Below are 23,135 nucleotides of genomic sequence, written 5' to 3'. Positions count from 1 at the left end.
TAAAATGAATAAATTATTTTGTGATATTTTAATAAAAAATACTTCTTATCTTAATGAAAATTTAGAAGTAATTGAAGATATAAATATAATAATAAAAGATAAATACATATTTGAAATAACTAAGGACTCAAGTAATTATAATCCTGAATCCATAATAGATGGTAAAAACCTATTGTGGATGCCTGGATTAACAGACTCACATATGCATACATGTCAGCAATTACTTAAAGGTAAAATATTAGATGAGTTACCAATGATTTGGACAAGAATCATGCTCCCTTTTGAAAGTACATTAACAAGATCTAAAGTAAATTTAAGCACAAGTCTTAGTAGTTTAGAAATGATAAAGTGTGGAACAACTTCCTTTATCGATGCGGGGGGAATATTTATGGATGATGCCGCTGAAGTTTATATTAAATCTGGCCTTAGAGGTGCTTTAAGTTGTTCTACTATGGATAATCAAAATTTGCCACAATCTATTAGAACTACTACTCAAGAAGCATTAAAAAATTTAAACTCATTATATAATAACTTTCATAATACAGGAGATAAAAGATTACAGGTATTTTATTCACTAAGATCTTTAATATCTTGTTCTGAAGAATTAATAAAAAATGTATTTTCGGATGCAAAAGAAAAAAATATACCCGTAGAAGCTCATATGAATGAATATCCAAATGAAATTAATTTCTTTTTAGAAAAATATCAATGTAGGCCTCTAGAATTTTTAAACAAAGAAAATTTATTAAACGATAAGTTCATAAGTGCTCATAGTATTTTTTTATCTGATAATGAAATTGATATTTTAAAAGAAAATAATTCTAGTGTTGTTCATTGTCCTTTTAGTAATTGCGGAAAAGGAATTCCTAATACTCCTAGCCTTCTACAAAAAGGAATTAACGTTTCTTTAGGCTCAGACGGAGCCGCTCATGGTGGAATGAGTATATTCCAAGAAATGAAGGTATTTCGCTCTATAATGAATTTACACTATGGAGTTAAAAACTGTAATCCCTCAATAATGCCAGCTAAATCCCTTTTAAAAATGGCTACTGAAAATGGTGGAATTACAATGCAACATAATAATTTAGGAATATTAAAACCAAATAACTTAGCTGATTTAATTGCAATTGACTTAAATCAACCTCACCTTTCTCCTACTAATAATATAGTAAACACTATAGTTGAAAGTGTAAATGGTAATGATGTTATTCATACCATAATTAATGGTAAAATTATTATGAAAAATAGAGAAGTTTTAACTTTAGATGAAGAAAAAATTCTTTATGAAGCTAAAAAATACTTTATAGATAATAAATAAAGGAGTATTATGATGGATGTTTTTATAATAGCACTGGCTAATATTATAGTTGGTACACTAGTTGGTATATCTGGTATAGCAGGATTTTTGCTTCCTATAATTTTTGTTGGATATCTTAAGCTTAACTTAAGCACAGCTTTAGCTTTAAGTTTTGCATCATTTCTTACCTCTGGAATCATAGGAGCATATAGATACAATAAGAGTGGTAACTTAAATATATCCTTTGGAATAATAGTTAGTATAGGAAGCTTTATTGGTTCTATATTAGGAGTACAGCTTAATTCCATGATTTCTCTTGAAACTGCTAAACTATTTTTATATTTAGTTGTTCTTTGCTCGGGTTTATCCATACTTATAAGAAAAAATAAAGAAAATAATAATGGTGATAGTAAATTACTCAATAATAAACTTTTTATAATATTCTTTGGAATAATTACAGGTACTATATGCTCATTATCTGGTGCTGGTGGTCCTATACTAGTTATGCCTATTTTAGTTAGCTTAGGTATGTCTATTAGAATAGCCATAGCTGTAAGTTTATTTGACTCTATATTTATTGCTTTGCCAGCTTGTATAGGATATATACTCCATGCCCGAAATGAAAATAACATATTTTTATTCTTAATAATAAGTATCTTATTCCAAACTATAGGTGTATTAATAGGAACTAAATACTCTACTAAAGTTAACGTAGATATTTTAAAAAAATGTGTTGCTATATTTTCTATACTAATAGCTATATACATGATTTTAGGATTATTATAAAAATAGAGTTTACTTATATCTCTTTGATAAAAGTAAACTCTATTTTTTTAATTTTCATATAGTAAAAAATATATTTTTATAACTTTCCAACAAACTCATTATATGTTTCTGGCTTACCATTTCCAAAAATAACTTTAAACTCATTTGTTTTTGGATTTCTATAATTAATATACGTTTTATTCATATTTAATCTTGATGTATCGCTAAAATTAAACATCCTTAAAACTTCTTCTTCACTTAAGTTTTCTCCTAACGTTCCACTTTTAGCAACTCCACTTATAGTAACTAATTTATAAGCCCCACATGGATTTGAACTTTCTGTAACCTTTTCCAAATCATAATTTTCCTCATTGCAACTGCTACATTCACATTTTTCTTCACTTATATTTTTCTCTTTATTATAAAAATATCCACAGCAAGTACAAAGTTTACTGGTTCTAAATGCTGTGCTTTCTATTCTAACTAATCCACCACAGATTTTACACTTCTCAATGTTTAATACGTTATCCATTATTTAACCCCCATATATTCTTAATTATAATAATTTATATTAATTATAATTAAAACATATGAGGGTATTTTAAAAGTAATTTCTTTTTACTTTACCAAAGGCATTAACTATAAATAAATTTATCCCCTACAACACTAACAGCTAATTCCCCGCCATTACTTAGTTTTCCGAAAAGAATTTCATCTACAAGCATTGGTTTAATTTCTTGATTAATAATTCTAAGTATTTCTCTAGCTCCATACTCTTGGGACGTTCCATTTTTGGCAATGAATTTAATACACTCCTCATCAAAGTTAACCTTAACATTTTTCTTTAATAGTTGTTCATTAAACTTCTTTAATTCTCTTCTTGCAATATTTAATGCCATTTCTTTGTTCAAATGATTAAATACAACTATTTTATCTAATCTATTTCTAAATTCAGGAGTGAAGAATTTTTTAACTTCTTCCATAATTGCTTCTCCTTGAATAATTCTTTCACCAAACCCAATTATACTTTTACCAATATCCTTGGCTCCAGCATTAGAAGTCATTATTAATACAACATTTCTAAAGTCAGCTTTTCTTCCTTGATTATCACTCAATGTTGCATAATCCATAACTTGAAGTAAAACATTTAATATATCAGGATGAGCCTTTTCAACTTCGTCTAATAATAAAACACAATATGGATTTTTCCTTATAGTATCTGTTAAAAGTCCACCTTCTTCATATCCCACATATCCTGGAGGTGCTCCTATAAGCTTAGCTGCTGCATGCTTTTCAGCATACTCACTCATATCAAATCTAATTAATTTGACTCCTAAACTATCAGCTAAAGTCTTAGCTACCTCAGTCTTTCCTACTCCTGTCGGACCAACAAATAGCAATGAACTTATTGGTTTATTTTCATTATTTAATCCGGCTCTTGAAATTTTAATACATCTTACAACTTCATGTATTGCCTTATCTTGTCCAAATATATTACTTTCAAGATTCTTTTCTAAATCCATTAATGATGAAACTTCATCTTTTTCCACAGTATTCTTAGGTATATGACATATTCTTGAAATGACATCTTCAATTGCTTTCTCGTCTATTAAGACTTCTTTTAAATCTCTTCTATTCATTGCTGAATATGCCCCTGCTTCATCAATAATATCTATAGCCTTATCTGGTAAAAACCTATCATTTATATATTTACTACTTAACTCAACAGCTACTTTTATTGCGTTATTGGTATATTTTACATTGTGATAGCTTTCATAATTTGATTTTAATCCATTTAGTATTTTAATAGTTTCTTCTATTGATGTTTCTTTTACTTCAATGATTTGAAATCTTCTACTCAACGCCTTATCTTTTTCAAAATACTTTTTATATTCATCAAAAGTTGTAGCACCTATAAATTTAACTTTTCCACCTACTAAATATGGCTTTAAAAGATTGGATGTATCTAAAGCCCCCCCATCTATAGCTCCTGCACCAACAATGTTATGAATTTCATCTATATATACAATTGGATTTTCATGTAATTCTATTTCATTTAAAACTTTCTTAATTCTTTCTTCAAAGTCTCCTCTATACTTTGTTCCTGCTAATGCAGCTCCAATATCCAATGAAAATACTTCTGCATTTTTCAACTTTTCAGGTACATTACCACTATTTATAAGCTTTGCTAACCCTAAAGTTATTGCAGTTTTTCCTACACCTGGCTCTCCTACATGAATAGGATTATTCTTTGTTCTTCTGCATAATATTTGTATTGTTCTTTCTAAAATATCTTCTCTTCCTATTAGTGGATCAGAATTTTCATCTTTTACTTGCTCATTTAAATTTACAGTTAATATTTTAATTAAATCTTTTTTGTTATTTCCATCTGTATCATCATCAATCTCTTCATTTTCTTCTGAAATTAAACCCTCAGGAATATAATCATTTCCATCATAATTTTCATGACAAAGCTTATATAATAAATCTCTTTTTTCAATACCTTTTTCTTGTAAATAGAAAGAAGCATAACTATTTTCCAAATCATATATTGCAGAAATTAAATGCTCCATTGTAATACTTTTCTGACTTGAAAATACAGCTTGTTCACTAGCTATTATAATAGCTTGCTGAAAACTATAGCTTTCAACAGGGCTATCAGTGTTTCCTTCTTCTATATACTCACTAATATATTCTTCAAGCTTTTTTCTTAAAGCTATTGCATTCCCATTTAATTCTCTTAAAGCATTTATAAATCTCTCTTCAAAAGTAATTCCATATAATAAATGTTCAGCTGTTACAAATTCATCTTTATTGCTTTTTGCAAAATCATATGCCTTTAAAATAATCTCATTAACTTCTCTTGAAATCTCCACCTTTTATTCCTCCTCAATTGTAATGTTAAAAGGAAAACCTTCTTCCTTAGCCATTCCTAGTGCAATAGCAACTTTTGTTGTTGCTATGTCATAAGGATATACTCCAACAATTCCTCTTCCAATTTTATGAACATCCATCATTATTTTATTTGCTTGATTTATATTTTTTTTAAAAACTGTCATTAATATATCTACAACAAATTCCATAGTTGTAAAGTCATCATTATGCATAATAACTTTATAGTGTTTTGGTTTTTTTACTTTAACTTTTTCTTTGTTTTCTATTAAGATTTTAGTCTCCATTTTATCCCACCTTATTTAAAATTCAAACTATTATATCTTTTATAAACTTGCAATATTATATCAAAAGTTTTCTCTTTATATTTCTTATGTTTTACATGGTAATTATAGTAATGAAACTTTATAATAGCAAGTATTTCATTAATTTTTCTTCATTTCCTGTTAATATAATACCATAATAAAAGGCTATACATTTATTTGTATAGCCTTTTTTACTTTAAATATAATTTTTATTTATCTTGCATCCATTCATAGGTCTTATAATTCTTTTTATTATGTGAATGAGCACCTATTCTTTCTCCATTTTCTATTCCAACTTCTGAATTTCCTGTTGGATCAATTTTCCTTAATTCATTTTTAGATTTAGGTCTATCCTTCATTCTATTTTTATTATTATCCATAAACTTTACCTCTTAAACAATTAATAATTAAATTTAGTTTCAACTGCATGAAAAACTTGTTTGAAAGCATCCTCATTTTTGTTAAATAATTCTGTCAACTCTTCTTTAGCTTTGATATATTTATCATCAGTTTCATCATATTTTACTATTGCACTAGATTCTTTATGAAACTTCATAAATATTATTGGATGTTTTTTTGCAAAGATCTCCATTTCTTCAATATGTCGTTCTGGTTTTTTTGCCTTTTTTAGCCATCTAAATACATAATCATATTTTTCCAATATAATCACTACCTTTGTTATATCTTAAAATCAGTAGGATCATATGTTTTAGCCTTTGGTTCTCCAAAACATGCTTTTACACTTTCTACTTGTGGGTTATGATTTACATTTTTGTGTTGATGTTTAGTTTTTTTCATTTTATTTGTCATAATAATCTCACCTCAATATTATCTTTTCCCGTAAGAATACTAATATCCTATAAGATGTTTTCCATTTGTACTTACTTTTAACTTTAGATAGATTTTAAAAAATTTTTTATAAACATAAACCTTTTAATTTTATATTAATACTTTGAACCTTTTATTATCTTCTTCATATTATGTATTATGAACAATTAAAACAAAAGATTATATGGAGATGATATAATGTCAGATTATTATTTTAATTCATGTGACTATCAAAGTGATTGCCCAAGTAATTGTATAAGTGATTGCCCAAGTGATTGTCTAAGTGATTGCCCAAGTGATTGTCTAAGTGATTGCCCAAGTGATTGCCCAAGTGAAAGTCAAAGCGATTTCTCTAATGATTTCTCTAGGAGCAACGTAAGTGATTTCTCTAGGGATTTCTCTAGGAGCGGCATAAGTGATTTCTCTAGGGATTTTTCAAGTAGCAACCAAGATAACTTTTCATGTTGTGATGTTTCTATAGAAGAAAGAACTCAACTTTCAATTATAGCAAATTCAGATACTATCTGTGATTTATTATCAGAAATAGCATGCAAAAAAATATCATTAAATGGCTATTCATATTTAAATTTAAATGATAGTTGTAGTCTATTTAATTTTGTTGTTGGAAATAATAAAAAACAAAATTCAAAAGATGTAAGAACTGTTAAGTGTATATTAGACAAATGGTGTATAAATTATATTGAAAGTAAAACTATAAGAGTTAAACTACCAAATGTTAAATCAGGAACTTTTGCTAAAATTTATTGCGCAGTTTCTGAAAACTTAGATGTATTTTCTTCATTTTATGGTGAAGATAATTCATTATATATAGAAACTTCTAATAACTGCAAAGCCATCAAATGCATTAAATCAATTTTATGTTAAGATTATAATTGCACTTTAAATAAAAAAATGACAAATAGCAAGTTTAATATAAATTATCTTATAAAGAAGTAATTTGCTATTTGTCATTTTAATTTTATTAACAAATTCTAACTAATAATTCACCATCCGGCATACTTATAATTCTTTTACCACCAATTTTAGTTTTAAGATATAATTTATTTTTACCATCATCTATAGCTTTTCCTAAAATTACTGCATCCTGACCTACTTCATTTTTTTTCATTACTTCTAGCACCTTTGAAACATCATCCTTATCAACAATTACAATTAACTTTCCTTCATTGGCTACATAAAGAGGATCTAATCCTAAAATATCACACATTGCAGAAACCTCTTTTTTTACTGGAATATTCTCTTCTTCAATCTCTATACTAATATTGCTATGCTCAATTATTTCATTTAGTGTTGTAGCTACTCCACCTCTTGTAGGATCTCTTAGTACCCTAACATTTTTGCTTACTGATAAAATATCATCTATTAAGAAATTTAATAAGCAACAATCACTGTTAATATCTACATCAAACCCTAAATTTTCTCTATTATTCATAATACACATTCCGTGATCACCTATAGTGCCACTTAATAATATATAATCACCATCTTTGACCATATCTCCACTATAATAACATCCCTCATTTTCTATTATTCCAATACCAGTTGTATTAATATATATTTTATCGCAACTTCCTCGTTCTACAACCTTTGTATCACCAGTTACAATTTTTACATTTGCCTTTTTAGCTGTATCAGCCATAGATTTCACTATTTTCTCTAGATCATTAATCTCTAATCCCTCTTCAATTATAAAACCTACCGTAATATATAACGGCTTTGCCCCACTCATAGATATATCATTAATCGTTCCACAAATAGCAAGTTTACCTATATCTCCTCCATTAAAAAATATTGGATTTATAACGAAAGAATCTGTAGATATTGCAATTCTTCCATCTATTAACGGCAAAACTGATGAATCATTTTGTTGATTTAAAATTTCATTATTAAAATATTTATAAAATACATTATTAATTAATTTATTAGTTGCCTTTCCACCACTACCATGGCTTAAAGTTATAATTTCATTACTCATAAAATCTCTCCCTCCAACTAAATTACTTATATTTATAATAAGCAGAACAAGTTCCTTCCTCTGATACCATACACGCTCCAATTGGAGTCATAGGAGTACATATATTCCCAAACAAATTACATTCTGTTGGTTCCTTTATACCCATTAACACTTCTCCACAAGAACATCCTTTATTATCACTTTCCTGTATAAGTTCAATGTCAAATTTATTTAATGCATCAAAATGACTATATTTATTTTTAATAATTAATCCTGCATTATCTAATTTTCCTAGACCTCTCCATATGCTTTCGCTTTTTTCAAAAACTTCATTTATTATATTAACTGCATTTATATTCCCATCTCTTTTTACAAGCCTACTATATAAATTAACTAAATAATTTTTATTATTCTTATTCATCTCTATTATTGTATATATAGATGCTAAAATATCATTTATCTCAAACCCAGCTATAACCATTGGAATATTATATTTCAACGCTAATTTCTTAAATTGATTTTCACCAATTATCGTTGCAACATGTCCAGGACATAAAAATGCATCAATCTTTATATTAGGATTTAATACTAAACTCTTCATTGCTTCTGGCATTGTCTTTAGACTATTAAAAACTGAAAAATTATTGATATTTTCATCACTAGCTATTTTTATACTCAATGCAATGATTGGAGCTGTTGTTTCAAATCCTATACCTAAAAATATAACCTCTTTACTTGGATTCTCCCTAGCTATTTTAATACTATCTAATGGTGAATAAACAACCCTAATATCACTTCCTAATGCTTTTTCCTTACTTAAGGTACTTTCCTTTCCTGGAACCCTCATCAAGTCACCAAAAGTAGTAATTATAATATTTTCTTTTTTTGATAGTTTTATTGCTGTATCAATATAACCTTGTGGTGTTACACACACAGGACAACCTGGCCCATTTATAAGTCTTATTTTTTCAGGCAATAACTCCTTTATACCACTCTTTAAAATTACATTTGTATGCGTTCCACACACTTCCATAATAGAAATTTCTGATATTACCTCACTTTTTATCTTATCTAAAAGCTTCTTTGTAATAGTAACGTCCTTTAGCTTATTTAGTGTGTCCACTTCTTTCACACTCCTCAATTGCCTGACTAAGCTCGCTAAATATTTCTAGTGTTTCATTAGCATAATCTTCATCTATTTTTTGAATTGCACAGCCTGCATGAACTAATACATAGTCACCCTCTTTAGGTTCATTTATAAACATAATATTCACTTTCATCTTTATTCCACCATAACTTACAGTTGCTTCATTATCCATAATAGATTCTATTCTCGCCGGAACTGCTATACACATATATTTTTCTCCTTTCAAATAAGCTATATATAAAAGCTTTAATTTGCTGAATTAAATTTTCTTACACTTTTTAAACTCATTTATATTTAATTTATTTTTTCATTTGCTATTGCCAATTGACCCAAACTAATGCCACTATCATTACAAGGAATAATTGTATGAGTTATTACATCAAAGTTATTTTCAATTAATTTAACAATAGTTCTATCAAGTAATATTTCATTTTGAAATACTCCCCCAGTAAGTATAACTTTGTTAATCTTGCTTTTTTCTCTAATCCTTTTTGCCATATCTATTGTAAATTCAACTACAGTATTATGAAATTTTGCACTAATAATATCTTTAGTAACTTTATTTCTAATATCATTAACTATTCCTATAATTATTTCATTAAATTTTATAATATATCTATCTTCTATTTTATCTATATTATATTTATAGTTACTTATTATTTCTTCATTACTTATATTTTCTAATATTATAGCTGCTTCACCTTCAAAAGAAATTTCTTCAATTAATCCAATTAAAGCAGAAATTCCATCAAATAATCTACCTATACTTGATGTTTCAGGTGAGTTTATTTTTTTATCAATAATATTCTTAATTACACTAACACTTTTATTCTTAAGATTATTGGGTATATAGTTAATAAAATCATCATTATATGACTTATATAGTAAAGATAATGCAATTTTCCATGGATTTTTAATAGAACTTTCTCCACCTGGTAAATTAAAATACTGTAAATGTCCAATTCTTACATATTTTTTTCTATTACATAGTAAAAATTCTCCACCCCATATTTTTTTATCATCTCCATATCCAGTTCCATCATATGCAATACCTATTACTTGTTCATTTATATCATTTTCTACCATACAGCTTACAACATGGCTATGATGATGCTGTGTTTCTATAATTTTAATATCATTATTTAAATTTAATTTCTCCTTTAAATTCATTTCTCTATAAATGAAACTTGGATGCATATCATAAACAATTACTTTAGGTTTTATACTATATATTTTAAAATAATGGGAAATTGATCTTTCAAACTTATTAATAGTTTCTATATTTTTTAAATCACCTATATACTCACTAATAAATACATCATTTTTATTACTAACACTTATAGTATTTTTCAATTCTGACCCTAGTGCTAAAATTTCACTTTTAGTATTCATAAATATACTTTTAGGTGAATATCCTCTAGCACTCCTTATAACTCTTTCTCTATTCTTAATAACTCTAATAACAGAATCATCAATACTCATATAAATGTCTCTATTATTTAACAAATAATAATGTGCTATATTATTTAATTTTTCTAATGCTTCATCATTTTTATAAATTATTGGCTCTCCACTTATATTTCCACTTGTCATAACTAATATTTCTGTATTTTCATCAAATAACAAATAATGCAATGGAGTATATGGAAGCATTACCCCTAATCTCTTATTATCAGATGCCAAATTTTTAGGAAGATTATAATTTTTATTCTTTTTTAATAGTACGATTGGTCTTTCATTACTTAATAATACTTTCGCTTCTTCCTTACTTAAATTACAGTATTTTTTAACAACATCTAAATCCCTCATCATTACAGCTAACGGCTTTCTTGGTCTATTCTTTTTTTCTCTTAATAACCTTATTGCCTCTTTATTTTTAGCATCACAACATAAATTAAATCCGCCTAATCCTTTAACTGCTATTATATTACCTTCTTTAATCAATTTAATAGTTTCTCTTAAAGGATCTTCACATTTTATTAATTCTCCATTACTTTTACTTAAAAATACCATGGGTCCGCATTTTGGACATGCATTTGGTTGTGCATGAAATCTTCTATTTGCAGGATTATTATATTCATCTTTACAACTTTTACACATTTCAAATTTATTCATTGTTGTTAAATTCCTATCATATGGTAGTTCTTTAATTATTGAAAACCTCGGCCCACAGCATGTACAATTTGTAAAGGGATATCTATATCTTTTATCATTCTTATCAAAAATTTCTGTTTTACATTTATCACATATTGAGTAATCTGGTGAAATATATGTGGTAGGATTTAAATTTTTTTCAGTTGATTTTATATAAAAATCCGTATGTTCTTGCTTTACCTTTTTTTCAGTAATATTCATTTTCTTTATTTTAGATAAAAGTGGTGGATTTTTACTTAATTCAACAACAAATGCCTCTAAATTATTTTCCTCTCCTTGAACATCTATAATAACACCATCACTGTTATTGTTAACATATCCGGTTAAACTGTTTTTTATAGCTAAGTTATAAACAAAAGGCCTAAACCCAACACCTTGTACAATTCCATAAACATCAATAACCTTTCTTTTTTTACTCATCTGTACCCCTCAATTTATTTAAAACTATTTAATATATTTATAGTCTTATACTATCAGTTAACATTATAATCTCACTTAATTATATCACTATAATTACCATATTTTCAATTTTAAAGAAATCATTAGTAAAAAAATAAGACTCATTAAAGAGTCTTATCTGAAAGTATTAATTTTCATTCCATCTAGTATTTTTAACAAAATCCTCAACTAAAGCATGACACATGTCAGGATTTATAGTTTCTTCATGAGTTATTGTAATTATAGACATTGCAACTGAATATTTAAGAGTATCTTTAATATTTAAATTATTCATATATCCATATCCAATTCCAGCAACAAATGAATCACCAGCTCCTGTAACGTTTTTTACATCTATCTTATCAGCACATGCAAGGGTTCCTTCTTCACCTTCACTAGTAATATAGTATATTCCATCTGCATCTAAGCTAATGAATACATTTTTTACACCTTGTTCAATGAAAAATCTACCTGCTTTTCTTAAGTCTTCATTACTTTCAATCTTAAAACCACATAAAGCTTCTGTTTCAAATCTATTAGGTTTTATTGTATGGAAGTATTTTATTAAATGACGAATCTTTCTAGCTTTTTTTGCTGATACTGGATCTAATATAAAGTTGCTTATTCCTTCATATTTCTTTAAAATATACTCTAATAAAACTGGATTATCTGAATCAAGTATAGTATATTGTGCATTTCTAAAAATACTATCTTTTTCATCTATAAAGCTTTCATCCATTTTATTTAAGCTTTCCATATCTACTACAGCTGATTCCATTTCACCTTGATGATTTAAAATTGCCATATATGTTGGAGTGCTTTCATTTTGTAAAAATAATGAATGCTCCATGTTATATCCTAATCTTTTAGAGTGATCAAAAATGCTTTTTCCATTTTCATCATCACCTAAAGTCGAAATAAACTTTGTTTCTACTCCAACTCTTGCTAGATTTTCTGCAATATTTCTACATACTCCTCCAAAAGATATTTTTATATGCCCTGGTATTGAATCCCTTTGGGCATAACTTCTTCCGCAAAACCCAAAAATATCAACAATCGAAGCTCCTAAAACTAAAATATAAGGATTTTTATCATTCATACTATCTCTCCTGCCACTAATTTAACGTATTAAAACATAAGTACATTATAGTAAAGAGATGAAAAAAAATAAAGAGGATTTAAAAAAAATGTCGAATTTTTTTAAAAATCTTCTTTATTTTAAGTTAACTTTTATTTATTTTCTTATATAAATACTATATTAATAATTTAAAATGACTAAATTATTCAAATTCCTTTTGTATAAAATTTATAATAATATTTATATATTATTAGTTCTTAAAGTATTAACATCTATTTTAATTTCTTTTCTATAACCATAGTTTTCTTGTGGCAATTTTAAGTTCTTAAATGCTACTGACATCATAAGCTTTATTCTATTTAATTGATTAACTTCTGATGCACCTGGATCATAATCTACAGCAATTATGTTTGCCAAAGGATATTTATTTTTTAATGCCTTAATCATTCCTTTTCCTGTTACATGATTAGGTAAGCATGCAAATGGTTGAATACAAACAATATTATTTACATTATTTTCGATTAATTCTACCATCTCACCTGTCAATAACCATCCTTCACCTGTTTGGTTACCTAAAGAAACAACATTAGCTGCCTTTTCTGCTAAATGACTTATAGTAGTTGGATATCCAAATCTTTCACTATCTTGTAATTCTTTCACTACAAATTTTCTATATGCTTCAATATAGGAAATTGCAATATCACACCCAGTCTTTGTTATTTTACTTCCTGATAAATATCTATTTTTAAATTTAGAGTTATAACAACAATATAAAAAGAAATCTAATAATTCAGGCACAACTACTTCTGCCCCTTCATTTTCTAAAACATCTATTATATTATTATTTGCTGTTGGATGATATTTAACCAATATTTCTCCTACTATACCTACCTTTGGCTTAACTAAATCATTAATTTCAAGAGTATCAAAGGCTTTAACTATTTCTTTAACTATTTTATTCATTTCACGTTTACTACCATTATTTATATTTTCAAATGCCTTTTCTCGATAGAATTCATATAACTTATTTGCAGATCCCTTAACAACTTCATAAGGTCTCACCCTATAAAGCACCCTCATAAATAAGTCACCATAAATGATACCCATCATAAGCTTCTTTATTAACCCATATGAAATTGTAAATCCAGGTTGTTTTTCCATACCTAATGCATTTAATGAAATAATAGGTACATTAGGAAAACCTGCCTCCCTTAAGCCTTTCTTCAAAAATCCAACATAATTAGTTGCTCTACAGCCTCCACCAGTTTGTGTAATAATTAATGCTGTTTTATTTGGATCATATTTTCCACTTTTTAATGCATGAATCATTTGTCCAATAACTAGTATTGAAGGATAGCAAGCATCATTATTAACATATTTAACACCTTCTTCAATAGCATCTTTATCATTTGCAGGTAATACCTCAATATTATAACCACTAGCTTTTGCAGCTTTTTCTACAAATTGAAAATGCATAGGTGACATCTGAGGTGCAAGTATTGTCCAATCTTTTTTCATTTCCTTTGTAAACACATTTGTTTCATAACTGTTATCAATATTTTTTAATACAACATTATTTTTTTCTCTTTCTTCCATTGCTGCTTTTAAGGATCTTATTCTTATCTTAACAGCACCTAAATTGCTTCCTTCATCTATTTTTATTAATGTATACATCTTTCCTTTACTAGCTAATATTTCGGATACCTGGTCGCTAGTAACAGCATCTAATCCACAACCAAATGATGTTAACTGTATTAATTCTAAATCCTTTCTCTCCTTTACAAATGCAGCAGCTCTATATAGCCTAGTATGATACATCCACTGATCAACTACTCTTATCGGTCTATTTAAATCACCTAAATGAGCAACACTATCTTCAGTAAATACAGCCATATTAAATGATGTTATAATATCTGTTAATCCATGATTAATTTCAGGGTCAACATGATATGGTCTACCACTTAAAACAATACCCTTCATGTTGTTATCTTCAATATATTTTAATGTTTCTTCACCTTTTTTTCTTATATCATTAACTACACTTTCTCTTTCTTTAAAAGCAGCATCCACGGCATTTATTACTTCTTTTTTAGTAACATTAAACTCTTCAAAAATTTCATAAAGCCTTTTATAAAGTTTTTCTTTATTATGCAATGATAAAAATGGTGAAAGGTATTTTATATCTTTATCTTTTAATTCATCTATATTATTTTTAATAACATCTGGATATGATGTAACCATTGGGCAGTTATAATGATTATTAGCCCCACTATCTTCTTTATATTCATAAGGGATACACGGATAAAAAATAGTTTTAATTCCCTTATTAATTAAATGCATAATATGCCCATGACTTATTTTAGCTGGATAGCAAGCCGATTCTGATGGTATAGTTTCTATTCCTAATTTAAATATATCTTTATTAGAAACTGGAGATAATACTACCCTAAACCTTAATTTTGTTAAGAAAGTAAACCAAAATGGATAATTTTCATATATATTTAAAACACGAGGTATACCTATTTCGCCCCTTACAGCTTCTTCCTTACTTAAAGATTTATAAGAAAATATTCTTTTTAACTTATATTTATATAAATTAGGTACATCTACTTTTTTTTCAATATTCCCAAGAGGTCTTTCACATCTATTTCCTGTAATATAATTTTCATTTTCACTAAATTTATTTATTGTTAACAAGCAATTGTTCCCACATCTTCCACACCTTTCACAACTTGTTTCTATTGTGAAATCATTAATTTTATCTCTTGTTATTAATGATGATATCTCACCATCTTTATAAGATTCCTTAGCTATTAACGCTGCTCCATATGCTCCCATTAGACCTGCTATTTCAGGTCTTACAACATCAATACCTGTAACTTTTTCAAAGCTTCTTAATATTCCATCGTTATAAAAAGTACCACCTTGCACTATAATATTTTTACCTAATTCATCAAAGTTTCTAATTTTAATTACTTTATATAAAGCATTTTTTATTACCGAATAAGAAAGACCTGCAGAAATATCTGCAATACTTGCACCTTCTTTTTGTACTTGCTTTACCTTTGAGTTCATAAATACAGTACACCTTGAACCTAAATCAACTGGACGTTTTGATTTTATAGCCAACTTAGAAAACTCATCAATAGAAATTCCTAGGGACTTACTAAACCCTTCAATAAATGAACCACATCCTGATGAACATGCTTCATTTAACAAAATATTATTAATCACTCCATCTTTAATCATTAATGCTTTCATATCTTGTCCACCTATGTCTAATATAAAATCTACATTAGGCATAAATTCTTTCGCACCTCTAAAATGACAAATTGTTTCTATTTCACCAATATCTACCCCTAGAGCTGCTTTAATTAAACCTTCTCCATAGCCAGTAACTGTAGCTTTTGCTATGTGTACATCTTTATTTAATAATAGATATATTTCTTTTAAAATATCTATAGTTTTATTTAAAGGACTTCCTTCATTATTGTTGTAACTAGAATATAATAATTCTCCATGTTCACCTAAAACAACAGCTTTAGTTGTAGTCGATCCTGCATCTATCCCTATAAATACTTTCCCCTTATATTTATATAAATCGCCTTTAGGAACAATACTTAAACTATGTCTTTGCTTAAATTTATTATAATCTTCCTCATTAATAAATAATGGTTCTAATGAATCATTTACTATTGTTTTAGCGCCGATTTCATTCAATCTATTTATTAACTCATTAGAATTAATTATTTCACTATTTTCTGCTAATATTGCTGCTCCTAAAGCAACATAAATTTCTGAATTATCTGGTGCAAAGTATTCACCTTCTTTTAAATTTAAAGTTTTAATAAATCTTTCCCTTAAACTATCAAGAAAATGAAGTGGCCCACCAAGAAATGCAACATTACCTCTAATAGGTTTACCACATGCTAGTCCACTTATTGTTTGATCTACAACGGCTTGAAATATTGATGCTGCAATATCACCTTTCTTTGCTCCCTCATTAATTAATGGTTGTATATCAGTTTTTGCAAAAACTCCACACCTTGAAGCTATTGGATAAATATTGGTTGCCTCTTTTGCTAATATATTTAATCCCTTTGCATCAGTATTTAATAAAATGGCCATTTGATCAATAAATGCACCTGTTCCACCAGCACATGTTCCATTCATCCTTTGATCTATTCCACCTTTTAAATAAGTTATTTTAGCATCTTCTCCCCCGAGTTCAATAACAACATCTGTTTTATTTATAAACTCTTCTACTGCCCTAGTACAAGATATAACTTCTTGCTCAAATTTACATTTTAGCCACTGTGATACTCCTATTCCACCAGAACCTGTAACAGTTACTTTTAAATTAACATTACCAATACTTTCAAAACATTCTTTTAATGAATTATTTAAAGTAGTTTTTATATCTGAAAAATGTCTCCTATAATCACTATAAATTACCTTATTATAATTATCTAATACCACAACTTTTATTGTAGTAGATCCTGCATCAATTCCTAATTTATAACTCATCATATTTTACCACTCTCTTCAATTAATATATCGAACTAATTATATCACATAAATTTGAATTTTTCATATTAAATAAACATTACCCCCAATATTTTCCTTTTGTTAAATATTTACTAACATTTGGTTGATATATATTATCTTCTAAAAAATATATTTTGTGAATAATATTATGTGGTAAAGACAATAATTAAAATATCTGAGTAAATACTTAGGAGGTTAATATGAGTTACTTTAATGAAGGAAATAAATATTATAATAATAAAGATTACTCTAAAGCAATCGAAAATTACATAGAATCTATTGAAGTAGGTGAAAATGAAAGTTGCGCTTATTATAATGCCGGTGTATGTTACATTAAACTTAAGGATTTTAATAGCGCGATTGAAATGCTTAGAAAGGCTTTAAGTATACAAAAAGAAAGTAAGTATTATTTTAATTTAGCATATTGCTATGCAATGCTTGAAAATGTAAATAAAGCACTGATTTATTTTAACAGAGCCTGGGCTTTAGATGCCTCAGATAAAGACTGTGAAAAAGCTATAAATTTATTAATTTCTAAAAATAAAAAAGCGCTTTAATAAGCGCTTTTACCATTCTCCTGCAATACTATCAGTTATATGATCTTCATAAAAATCATCATTATTAAAATAATCTCCTGCTAAATAAAAAGTGGTATCTACTGGTATCCAACTTTCTATCTCACTAATATAAACTTCGTTCCATGCATGTGGTCCATATTGTTTCCCATCATATGCTGTACCAGTTAATAATCTAACCTTTAAGTCTACTGCTCTTGCCATAGCAACATAAAGACAAGAATAATCAAAACAAATACCACTTTGGTTTTCAAATGCTGAAATAGCTCCACTATTTTCAACCTTTTCATTATTTAATGCTTTTTCTGCTCTATCATAATCATATTCTAAATTACTTCCAATCCAAGAATATAATATTCTAGCTTTATCCATATCATTTGTTACACCACTAGTTAACTCTTTTGCCTTTTCATCAATTTCATTTGTAGATTTAACTCCTTCATCCAATGTGACACCATTATAGTAAATAATTATATTACTTGTTGGTAGAAAATTTTCTACAATTTCGTCTGTAAGGTCACTATTATTTTTTGCTATTTCAGAAGATAACTTCTCATAAACCTTATTATAACTAAATAAATCAACTTTATTATAAATTCCTATAGTATTATTGTACATAATTAATGCTATAAAAAATATTAGTATTGCCACTAAGCCTTTTATTGTTCCAAATATTGATGATAATATAACAATCAAAACACTATTTGCCTTATTTAATCCCTTAAACATCGGTATAATAACTTTTCTAAATATCATATAAAACGATACTTGGAGTAAAAAGAATAACCCTACCAATAATGCTATCTTACAAATATCATTATAAACACTCGTTAATTTAAAATATGAAATTGATATTTTAGTAATACCTTTAATAATAACATCAATCCTTAAAGAAATTATTAAGATTGTAATAAATATAGAAATATAATAAAGGACCCTCTCTAGAGCAAAAGTTACATTTCTTCCATTCAATGACCTTTTTACACTGTCTGTAACTCCTAATATTATAATAAAAAAACATATAGCATAAGAGAGTATTTCATTCATTAAGATTGCTCCTTTTATTCGAAATCTTCTGATTTAACTATAGATTTCACAACATCTTTAATTAAATCATAATCATACCCCTTCCCCATTAAAAATCTATATAACTTTTGCGTTAGTTTATAATTATCATTTTCTCTTTTACTAAATACTTTGTATTTTTTTAAAGCCATTTCAAAAACAGTAACTTTAACCTCATCATTATTTATTTTTTCTAGTTCACTTTCAATAATCTCTTCATCAATTCCTTTTTGAAGTAAAGAGTACTTAATTTTCTTTTTCCCTACGTTTCTCGATCTATCTTTAACATACATGGTTGCATAATTATTATCATTTAATAAATTATATTCTTTCATAAAATTTATTGTACGATTAATTATATGGTCATCATAACCCTTTAATGCTAACTTTTGTACTAATTCCTTTTCACTTTTATAAGTTCGCTCAATTGTTTTAAGAGCTGTATTTTTGCATTTTATATAGTTATCTTCATCTGCTAACTTTTTTAAAGAATCAACATCAATTTTATCTTTAACCTTTATATTTTCTTTGTATACCAATTCAGCACTAATTGAAAAAGCATACTCTTCATCAATATAAATATTTACTCGTTCCTTATTCCTTTTTCCTACTTCAATTTTTGTTATTATATTCATAATTATTACCACCTTATGATGATTTTAGTATATGAACTGTAGGATTATTTAAAACTTTATTTGCAACTTCATATATTTCATCTGCTGTAATACTATTTAGGCTTTCCATATCTTCTAAGAATTCAAATATATCCTCACCTTCTAAGCTTTGACTTAAAATATAACTACATAATTCAACTGAATCTTCTAATGTGGAAATCACAGCTGTCTTATGAACCTTTTTCATTATATTTAAATCATTATCTCCAATTACTATTTTTTTAGTCTTTATATCTTTAAAAATCTCTTCTATTGCTTTAGAAGCATCTTCTATATCCTCTTCATCTACAGCTGTATAAACATATAATGTTTTTACATTTTTAGTAATATCTAAATGAGAGTAGATGTCATATGCTAACCCTCTATTTTCTCTAACTTCTCTAAATAGCAGAGAGTTGGCACTTTCACCTAATCTATGATTTAAAATTCGTAAAGGAAGTTCTCTTTTTTTATCTAAATCATAAAAAGTAAACAAATAAATTATTGTACTCAATTCAATGTTTTCTTTAGTGCTTACTACCTTAATATTTTTATTTTTTTCATCTTTAACCTTTAAAGCTGTTACCTCTTTAGGTTCCCATTTAGCAAAATATTTTTCTATTTCCTTTATTGCTTCATCATGTTCTCTTGATGATACCATTGTTATTAACGAATTGTTTGGCACATAATATCTCTTATAATAATTATAAAGCTGTTCTCTTGTAAATTTTTTCACATTTTCATCTAATCCAGCAACATCATACTTTAAAGAACTATGTTCAAATGCAACCTCATTAATTCTTTTAAAGCTAAAATCTTCAACACTATCTTTACTAGATCTTATTTCTGCTAAAATTACTCCCCTTTCTTTATCGACTTCTTCTTCTGGAAACCTTGAATTAATAAGCATATCACTTAATAACTCAATACCATTTATGAACTCCTCTTCTAAGCAACTAATTGAATATACTGTTTGAGAATAATCTGTATAAGCATTATATTCTCCACCTAAAGACTCTAATTCATCATTTAACTTTTGAAATGTTCTATTATCAGTTCCTTTAAAAATCATATGTTCTATAAAATGTGAAATCCCTTTTTCCTCAAGAGTTTCATTTAAGGCACCAACTTTAATTCCTATGTTAATTGATGAGATTTGGGTATTCTTTTTTATAGTAATGACTTCTAATCCATTTTTAAGAATATGCTTTTTTACATCAAAATTTAACTTAATCATCTTCTACCTTCCCCCATCTAAAATACTTTTTTCCTAGAATTATAATATAATATGTTTGCTACTTAATATCAACAATTAAGTGAATTTCAAAATTTTATATTTTATTTAATTTAATATTTGTTGTTCTAAACTTCTTAATAACTACATATTTTTTATCTTTTTGATATAAATTAACTTATTAGTTTATAATTATATAATTATGTTTTATAATTTAGTTAATAAATATATTTTGAAGGAGGCATTATGAATAAAACTATATTAATAATAGAAGATGAATTAAAAATAAGATTTTTGTTAAGAGATTACTTGAAGGCAGAAGGATTTAATGTATTAGAAGCTTCTGATGGTGATGAAGGACTATTTGTATTTAAAAACAACAAAGTTGATTTAATACTATTAGATATAATGATGCCTAAAATTGATGGTATTACAGTTTTAGAAACAATTAGAACTGTTTCTAATCTTCCAATTATATTATTAACTGCAAAAGGACAAGAAGAGGATAAACTTTTTGGTTATGAAATGGGTGCGGATGATTACGTTACTAAGCCATTTTCCCCAAAAATTTTAATAGCCAAAATTAAAGCTTTATTAAAAAGAACAACTAATAATGATGATGATTTTAATCCAACACAAAATTATAATGGATTAACTATTAACAAATTAGCTCATGAAGTTAAAATTAATGATGTTGCTCTTACACTATCACCAAAAGAATTCGAACTTTTAGTTTATTTATCTGATAATTTAGGAATTGCATTAAGTAGAGACACTATATTAGACAACGTATGGGGAATAGATTATTATGGAGATTTAAGAACAGTTGACACCAATATAAAAAGATTACGTGAAAAATTAGGGTCAAAAGCTAATTATATTGTTACAGTAAGAGGAAGTGGGTATAAATTTGAAATTCCAAATGAAGCATAGTATTTCTAGAAGAATTACATTAATAACCTTTGGTTTAATATCGATTGTATTTTGTTTAACTTTCTTATTTCAAAATATATTTTTTGAAGACTTTTATCTTTCTAAAAAGACAGAATCATTAATTTTAGATGCTAAACGAATAAAATCATTATATTCTTATCAAAACTTTGATGCTACAACACTAAGTTCTGCATTAAAAAATTATGAAGAAAAAAATAACTCAAGAATTGCAATTATATCACTAAGAGATGGTTCCTTAAAATACTTATCATATTTTGATAATAAAAACTTAGATGATATGAAATCATTAACTAATTTTTGTTCAGACTTATTATCAAATAATGATTTAATTGAAGGTGTTTTAACATATGATAAAGTACAAAGTGTCATTTTTACTAATGAAGGTAGTGATTACAAAAAAATAGGAATTGTTGCACCAATTTCAATCCAAAGTGAAAATGACTCACTACTTATTTCAGTATCTTCTATACAACCAATCAAAGAAGCTTCAAGTGTTATTCGTAGTTTCTATTTTTATTTATTAATTGGATTTTTAATATTAGCTATATTTTTATCTAAAATTTATTCTAAATTAATTAGTAAACCACTTATTAATTTAAATAAAGCAGCAAAAAAAATGTCTAATTTAGATTTTGATACAAAGTGTATAGTTACATCTGATGATGAAATTGGTAATCTTGCAAATACGCTAAACTTTTTGTCATCTAACTTAGAAAATGCTCTTCAAACACTACAAGAAAAAAATGCTCAATTAGAAAAAGATATTGAAAAAGAGCGTAATCTTGAAAATATGAGAAAAGATTTCGTATCAAGTGTAAGTCATGACTTAAGAACCCCACTAGGTATTATATGTGGATATGCTGAAGGTTTAAGAGATGGTATAGCTTCTGGAAAAGATGCAGTTGCATATTTAGATACTATTATAGATGAAGCAAATAAAATGAATTTATTATTAACTAACATGCTTGATTTATCTAAATTAGAATCTGAAACAATATCCTTACATTTAGAGTCATTTAACATAGTTAGATTACTTCAAGGTATGGTAAAAAAATTCTCATTAGATTTCCAAAACAAAGAGTTAAATGTAAAATTTAATTTACCTTCATATGCCTATGTAGAAGGTGACATAATGACATTAGAACGTGTTGTTCAAAATCTATTATCAAATACTATTAAATATACTCCTAGAAATAATGATATTATTATTATCGTTAAGGATGAAGG

General features: G+C 26.9%; 21 protein-coding genes. 6 read left to right on the top strand and 15 right to left on the bottom strand.

Features of this window, described 5'->3' with window-relative positions:
- Nucleotides 1–4 precede the first annotated feature (4 nt).
- Together I4V63_RS00305 and I4V63_RS00300 are read left to right on the top strand one after the other, a co-directional pair.
- Nucleotides 5–1,318 carry an amidohydrolase family protein gene (locus I4V63_RS00305; RefSeq protein ID WP_195999324.1) on the top strand — a complete coding sequence of 438 codons (1,314 nt, stop codon included), beginning with the start codon at nt 5–7 and terminating at the stop codon, nt 1,316–1,318.
- A gap of 12 nt (nt 1,319–1,330) precedes the next feature.
- Nucleotides 1,331–2,083 carry a sulfite exporter TauE/SafE family protein gene (locus I4V63_RS00300; RefSeq protein ID WP_243280413.1) on the top strand — a complete coding sequence of 251 codons (753 nt, stop codon included), beginning with the start codon at nt 1,331–1,333 and terminating at the stop codon, nt 2,081–2,083.
- 76 nt (nt 2,084–2,159) lie between these two features.
- On the opposite strand, the gene I4V63_RS00295 is transcribed toward I4V63_RS00300, so the two are convergent.
- The 6 genes from I4V63_RS00295 to I4V63_RS15740 all read right to left on the bottom strand — a co-directional run bounded on the left by I4V63_RS00295 (nt 2,160) and on the right by I4V63_RS15740 (nt 6,069).
- Nucleotides 2,160–2,594 carry a hypothetical protein gene (locus I4V63_RS00295; RefSeq protein WP_195999322.1) on the bottom strand — a complete coding sequence of 145 codons (435 nt, stop codon included), beginning with the start codon at nt 2,592–2,594 and terminating at the stop codon, nt 2,160–2,162.
- Nucleotides 2,595–2,697: 103 nt separating this feature from the next.
- On the bottom strand, nt 2,698–4,938 hold the full coding sequence (gene clpA, locus I4V63_RS00290) for an ATP-dependent Clp protease ATP-binding subunit ClpA (RefSeq protein WP_195999321.1): 2,241 nt from the start codon (nt 4,936–4,938) through the stop codon (nt 2,698–2,700).
- Nucleotides 4,939–4,941: 3 nt separating this feature from the next.
- Nucleotides 4,942–5,241 carry an ATP-dependent Clp protease adaptor ClpS gene (locus I4V63_RS00285; protein ID WP_195999320.1) on the bottom strand — a complete coding sequence of 100 codons (300 nt, stop codon included), beginning with the start codon at nt 5,239–5,241 and terminating at the stop codon, nt 4,942–4,944.
- 227 nt (nt 5,242–5,468) lie between these two features.
- Nucleotides 5,469–5,639, bottom strand: a complete 171-nt coding sequence (locus tag I4V63_RS00280) for a hypothetical protein (RefSeq protein ID WP_195999319.1) — start codon at nt 5,637–5,639, stop codon at nt 5,469–5,471.
- Between the two features lie 20 nt (nt 5,640–5,659).
- Nucleotides 5,660–5,929, bottom strand: coding sequence for a hypothetical protein (locus I4V63_RS00275; protein WP_347707700.1), 270 nt, complete (start codon nt 5,927–5,929; stop codon nt 5,660–5,662).
- A gap of 8 nt (nt 5,930–5,937) precedes the next feature.
- A complete protein-coding gene (locus I4V63_RS15740) occupies nt 5,938–6,069 on the bottom strand; it encodes a CPC_1213 family protein (RefSeq protein WP_260457803.1) in 132 nt (43 codons plus the stop codon).
- 216 nt (nt 6,070–6,285) lie between these two features.
- Here I4V63_RS15740 and I4V63_RS00270 point away from each other — a divergent pair, with 216 nt between their 5' ends.
- Nucleotides 6,286–6,972, top strand: coding sequence for a hypothetical protein (locus tag I4V63_RS00270; protein ID WP_195999317.1), 687 nt, complete (start codon nt 6,286–6,288; stop codon nt 6,970–6,972).
- Nucleotides 6,973–7,069: 97 nt separating this feature from the next.
- Here I4V63_RS00270 and hypE read toward each other — a convergent pair whose 3' ends face one another.
- From hypE to I4V63_RS00240, 6 genes are all read right to left on the bottom strand, one after another.
- Complete coding sequence (gene hypE, locus I4V63_RS00265; protein WP_195999316.1) at nt 7,070–8,083, bottom strand: hydrogenase expression/formation protein HypE; 1,014 nt, start codon at nt 8,081–8,083, stop codon at nt 7,070–7,072.
- Between the two features lie 22 nt (nt 8,084–8,105).
- Nucleotides 8,106–9,185 (bottom strand): hydrogenase formation protein HypD, encoded by a 1,080-nt coding sequence (hypD, locus tag I4V63_RS00260; protein ID WP_195999315.1) that lies wholly within the window; start codon nt 9,183–9,185, stop codon nt 8,106–8,108.
- Nucleotides 9,169–9,417, bottom strand: coding sequence for a HypC/HybG/HupF family hydrogenase formation chaperone (locus I4V63_RS00255; protein ID WP_195999314.1), 249 nt, complete (start codon nt 9,415–9,417; stop codon nt 9,169–9,171). The genes hypD and I4V63_RS00255 overlap by 17 nt, the downstream gene beginning before the upstream one ends.
- Nucleotides 9,418–9,503: 86 nt before the next feature.
- A complete protein-coding gene (gene hypF / locus I4V63_RS00250; protein WP_195999313.1) occupies nt 9,504–11,783 on the bottom strand; it encodes a carbamoyltransferase HypF in 2,280 nt (759 codons plus the stop codon).
- A gap of 166 nt (nt 11,784–11,949) precedes the next feature.
- Entirely contained in the window at nt 11,950–12,900 is a 951-nt protein-coding gene (locus I4V63_RS00245; protein ID WP_195999312.1) for a carbohydrate kinase family protein, read from the bottom strand.
- Between the two features lie 219 nt (nt 12,901–13,119).
- The gene (locus I4V63_RS00240; protein ID WP_195999311.1) at nt 13,120–17,409 is read right to left on the bottom strand and encodes a 2-hydroxyacyl-CoA dehydratase; all 4,290 of its coding nucleotides are present in this window, start codon (nt 17,407–17,409) and stop codon (nt 13,120–13,122) included.
- A gap of 218 nt (nt 17,410–17,627) precedes the next feature.
- Here I4V63_RS00240 and I4V63_RS00235 point away from each other — a divergent pair, with 218 nt between their 5' ends.
- Nucleotides 17,628–17,984, top strand: coding sequence for a tetratricopeptide repeat protein (locus I4V63_RS00235; protein WP_195999310.1), 357 nt, complete (start codon nt 17,628–17,630; stop codon nt 17,982–17,984).
- Nucleotides 17,985–17,993: 9 nt separating this feature from the next.
- Here the strand turns inward: I4V63_RS00235 and I4V63_RS00230 are convergent, their stop codons facing one another.
- From I4V63_RS00230 to I4V63_RS00220, 3 genes are read right to left on the bottom strand one after another with little or no spacing between them, the layout of a single operon-like run.
- A complete protein-coding gene (locus I4V63_RS00230; protein ID WP_195999309.1) occupies nt 17,994–19,049 on the bottom strand; it encodes a transglutaminase-like domain-containing protein in 1,056 nt (351 codons plus the stop codon).
- A gap of 14 nt (nt 19,050–19,063) precedes the next feature.
- Entirely contained in the window at nt 19,064–19,702 is a 639-nt protein-coding gene (recX, locus tag I4V63_RS00225; protein WP_195999308.1) for a recombination regulator RecX, read from the bottom strand.
- A gap of 13 nt (nt 19,703–19,715) precedes the next feature.
- Entirely contained in the window at nt 19,716–20,957 is a 1,242-nt protein-coding gene (locus I4V63_RS00220) for a pitrilysin family protein (protein WP_195999307.1), read from the bottom strand.
- A 243-nt stretch (nt 20,958–21,200) separates the two neighbouring features.
- On the opposite strand from I4V63_RS00220, the gene I4V63_RS00215 reads away from it, so the two are divergent.
- Together I4V63_RS00215 and I4V63_RS00210 are read left to right on the top strand one after the other, a co-directional pair.
- Nucleotides 21,201–21,887 (top strand): response regulator transcription factor, encoded by a 687-nt coding sequence (locus I4V63_RS00215; RefSeq protein WP_195999306.1) that lies wholly within the window; start codon nt 21,201–21,203, stop codon nt 21,885–21,887.
- A partial coding sequence (locus I4V63_RS00210; protein WP_347707699.1) for a histidine kinase dimerization/phospho-acceptor domain-containing protein occupies nt 21,865–23,135 on the top strand: 1,271 nt, incomplete at its 3' end. The genes I4V63_RS00215 and I4V63_RS00210, both read left to right, overlap by 23 nt.

This window comes from Clostridium sp. 1001271B_151109_B4, from assembly GCF_015670405.1.
GTDB lineage: Bacteria > Bacillota > Clostridia > Clostridiales > Clostridiaceae > Clostridium.
This window is presented reverse-complemented; position numbering and strand designations above follow the sequence as displayed.

Bases quoted from the DNA above. Each gene is read 5' to 3' on its own strand.
- I4V63_RS00305 (WP_195999324.1), top strand. From the start codon at position 5: ATGAATAAATTATTTTGTGATATTTTAATAAAAAATACTTCTTATCTT.
- I4V63_RS00300 (WP_243280413.1), top strand. From the start codon at position 1,331: ATGGATGTTTTTATAATAGCACTGGCTAATATTATAGTTGGTACACTA.
- I4V63_RS00295 (WP_195999322.1), bottom strand. From the start codon at position 2,594: ATGGATAACGTATTAAACATTGAGAAGTGTAAAATCTGTGGTGGATTA.
- I4V63_RS00285 (WP_195999320.1), bottom strand. From the start codon at position 5,241: ATGGAGACTAAAATCTTAATAGAAAACAAAGAAAAAGTTAAAGTAAAA.
- I4V63_RS00280 (WP_195999319.1), bottom strand. From the start codon at position 5,639: ATGGATAATAATAAAAATAGAATGAAGGATAGACCTAAATCTAAAAAT.
- I4V63_RS15740 (WP_260457803.1), bottom strand. From the start codon at position 6,069: ATGACAAATAAAATGAAAAAAACTAAACATCAACACAAAAATGTAAAT.
- I4V63_RS00270 (WP_195999317.1), top strand. From the start codon at position 6,286: ATGTCAGATTATTATTTTAATTCATGTGACTATCAAAGTGATTGCCCA.
- hypE (WP_195999316.1), bottom strand. From the start codon at position 8,083: ATGAGTAATGAAATTATAACTTTAAGCCATGGTAGTGGTGGAAAGGCA.
- I4V63_RS00255 (WP_195999314.1), bottom strand. From the start codon at position 9,417: ATGTGTATAGCAGTTCCGGCGAGAATAGAATCTATTATGGATAATGAA.
- hypF (WP_195999313.1), bottom strand. From the start codon at position 11,783: ATGAGTAAAAAAAGAAAGGTTATTGATGTTTATGGAATTGTACAAGGT.
- I4V63_RS00245 (WP_195999312.1), bottom strand. From the start codon at position 12,900: ATGAATGATAAAAATCCTTATATTTTAGTTTTAGGAGCTTCGATTGTT.
- I4V63_RS00240 (WP_195999311.1), bottom strand. From the start codon at position 17,409: ATGATGAGTTATAAATTAGGAATTGATGCAGGATCTACTACAATAAAA.
- I4V63_RS00235 (WP_195999310.1), top strand. From the start codon at position 17,628: ATGAGTTACTTTAATGAAGGAAATAAATATTATAATAATAAAGATTAC.
- I4V63_RS00230 (WP_195999309.1), bottom strand. From the start codon at position 19,049: ATGAATGAAATACTCTCTTATGCTATATGTTTTTTTATTATAATATTA.
- recX (WP_195999308.1), bottom strand. From the start codon at position 19,702: ATGAATATAATAACAAAAATTGAAGTAGGAAAAAGGAATAAGGAACGA.
- I4V63_RS00220 (WP_195999307.1), bottom strand. From the start codon at position 20,957: ATGATTAAGTTAAATTTTGATGTAAAAAAGCATATTCTTAAAAATGGA.
- I4V63_RS00215 (WP_195999306.1), top strand. From the start codon at position 21,201: ATGAATAAAACTATATTAATAATAGAAGATGAATTAAAAATAAGATTT.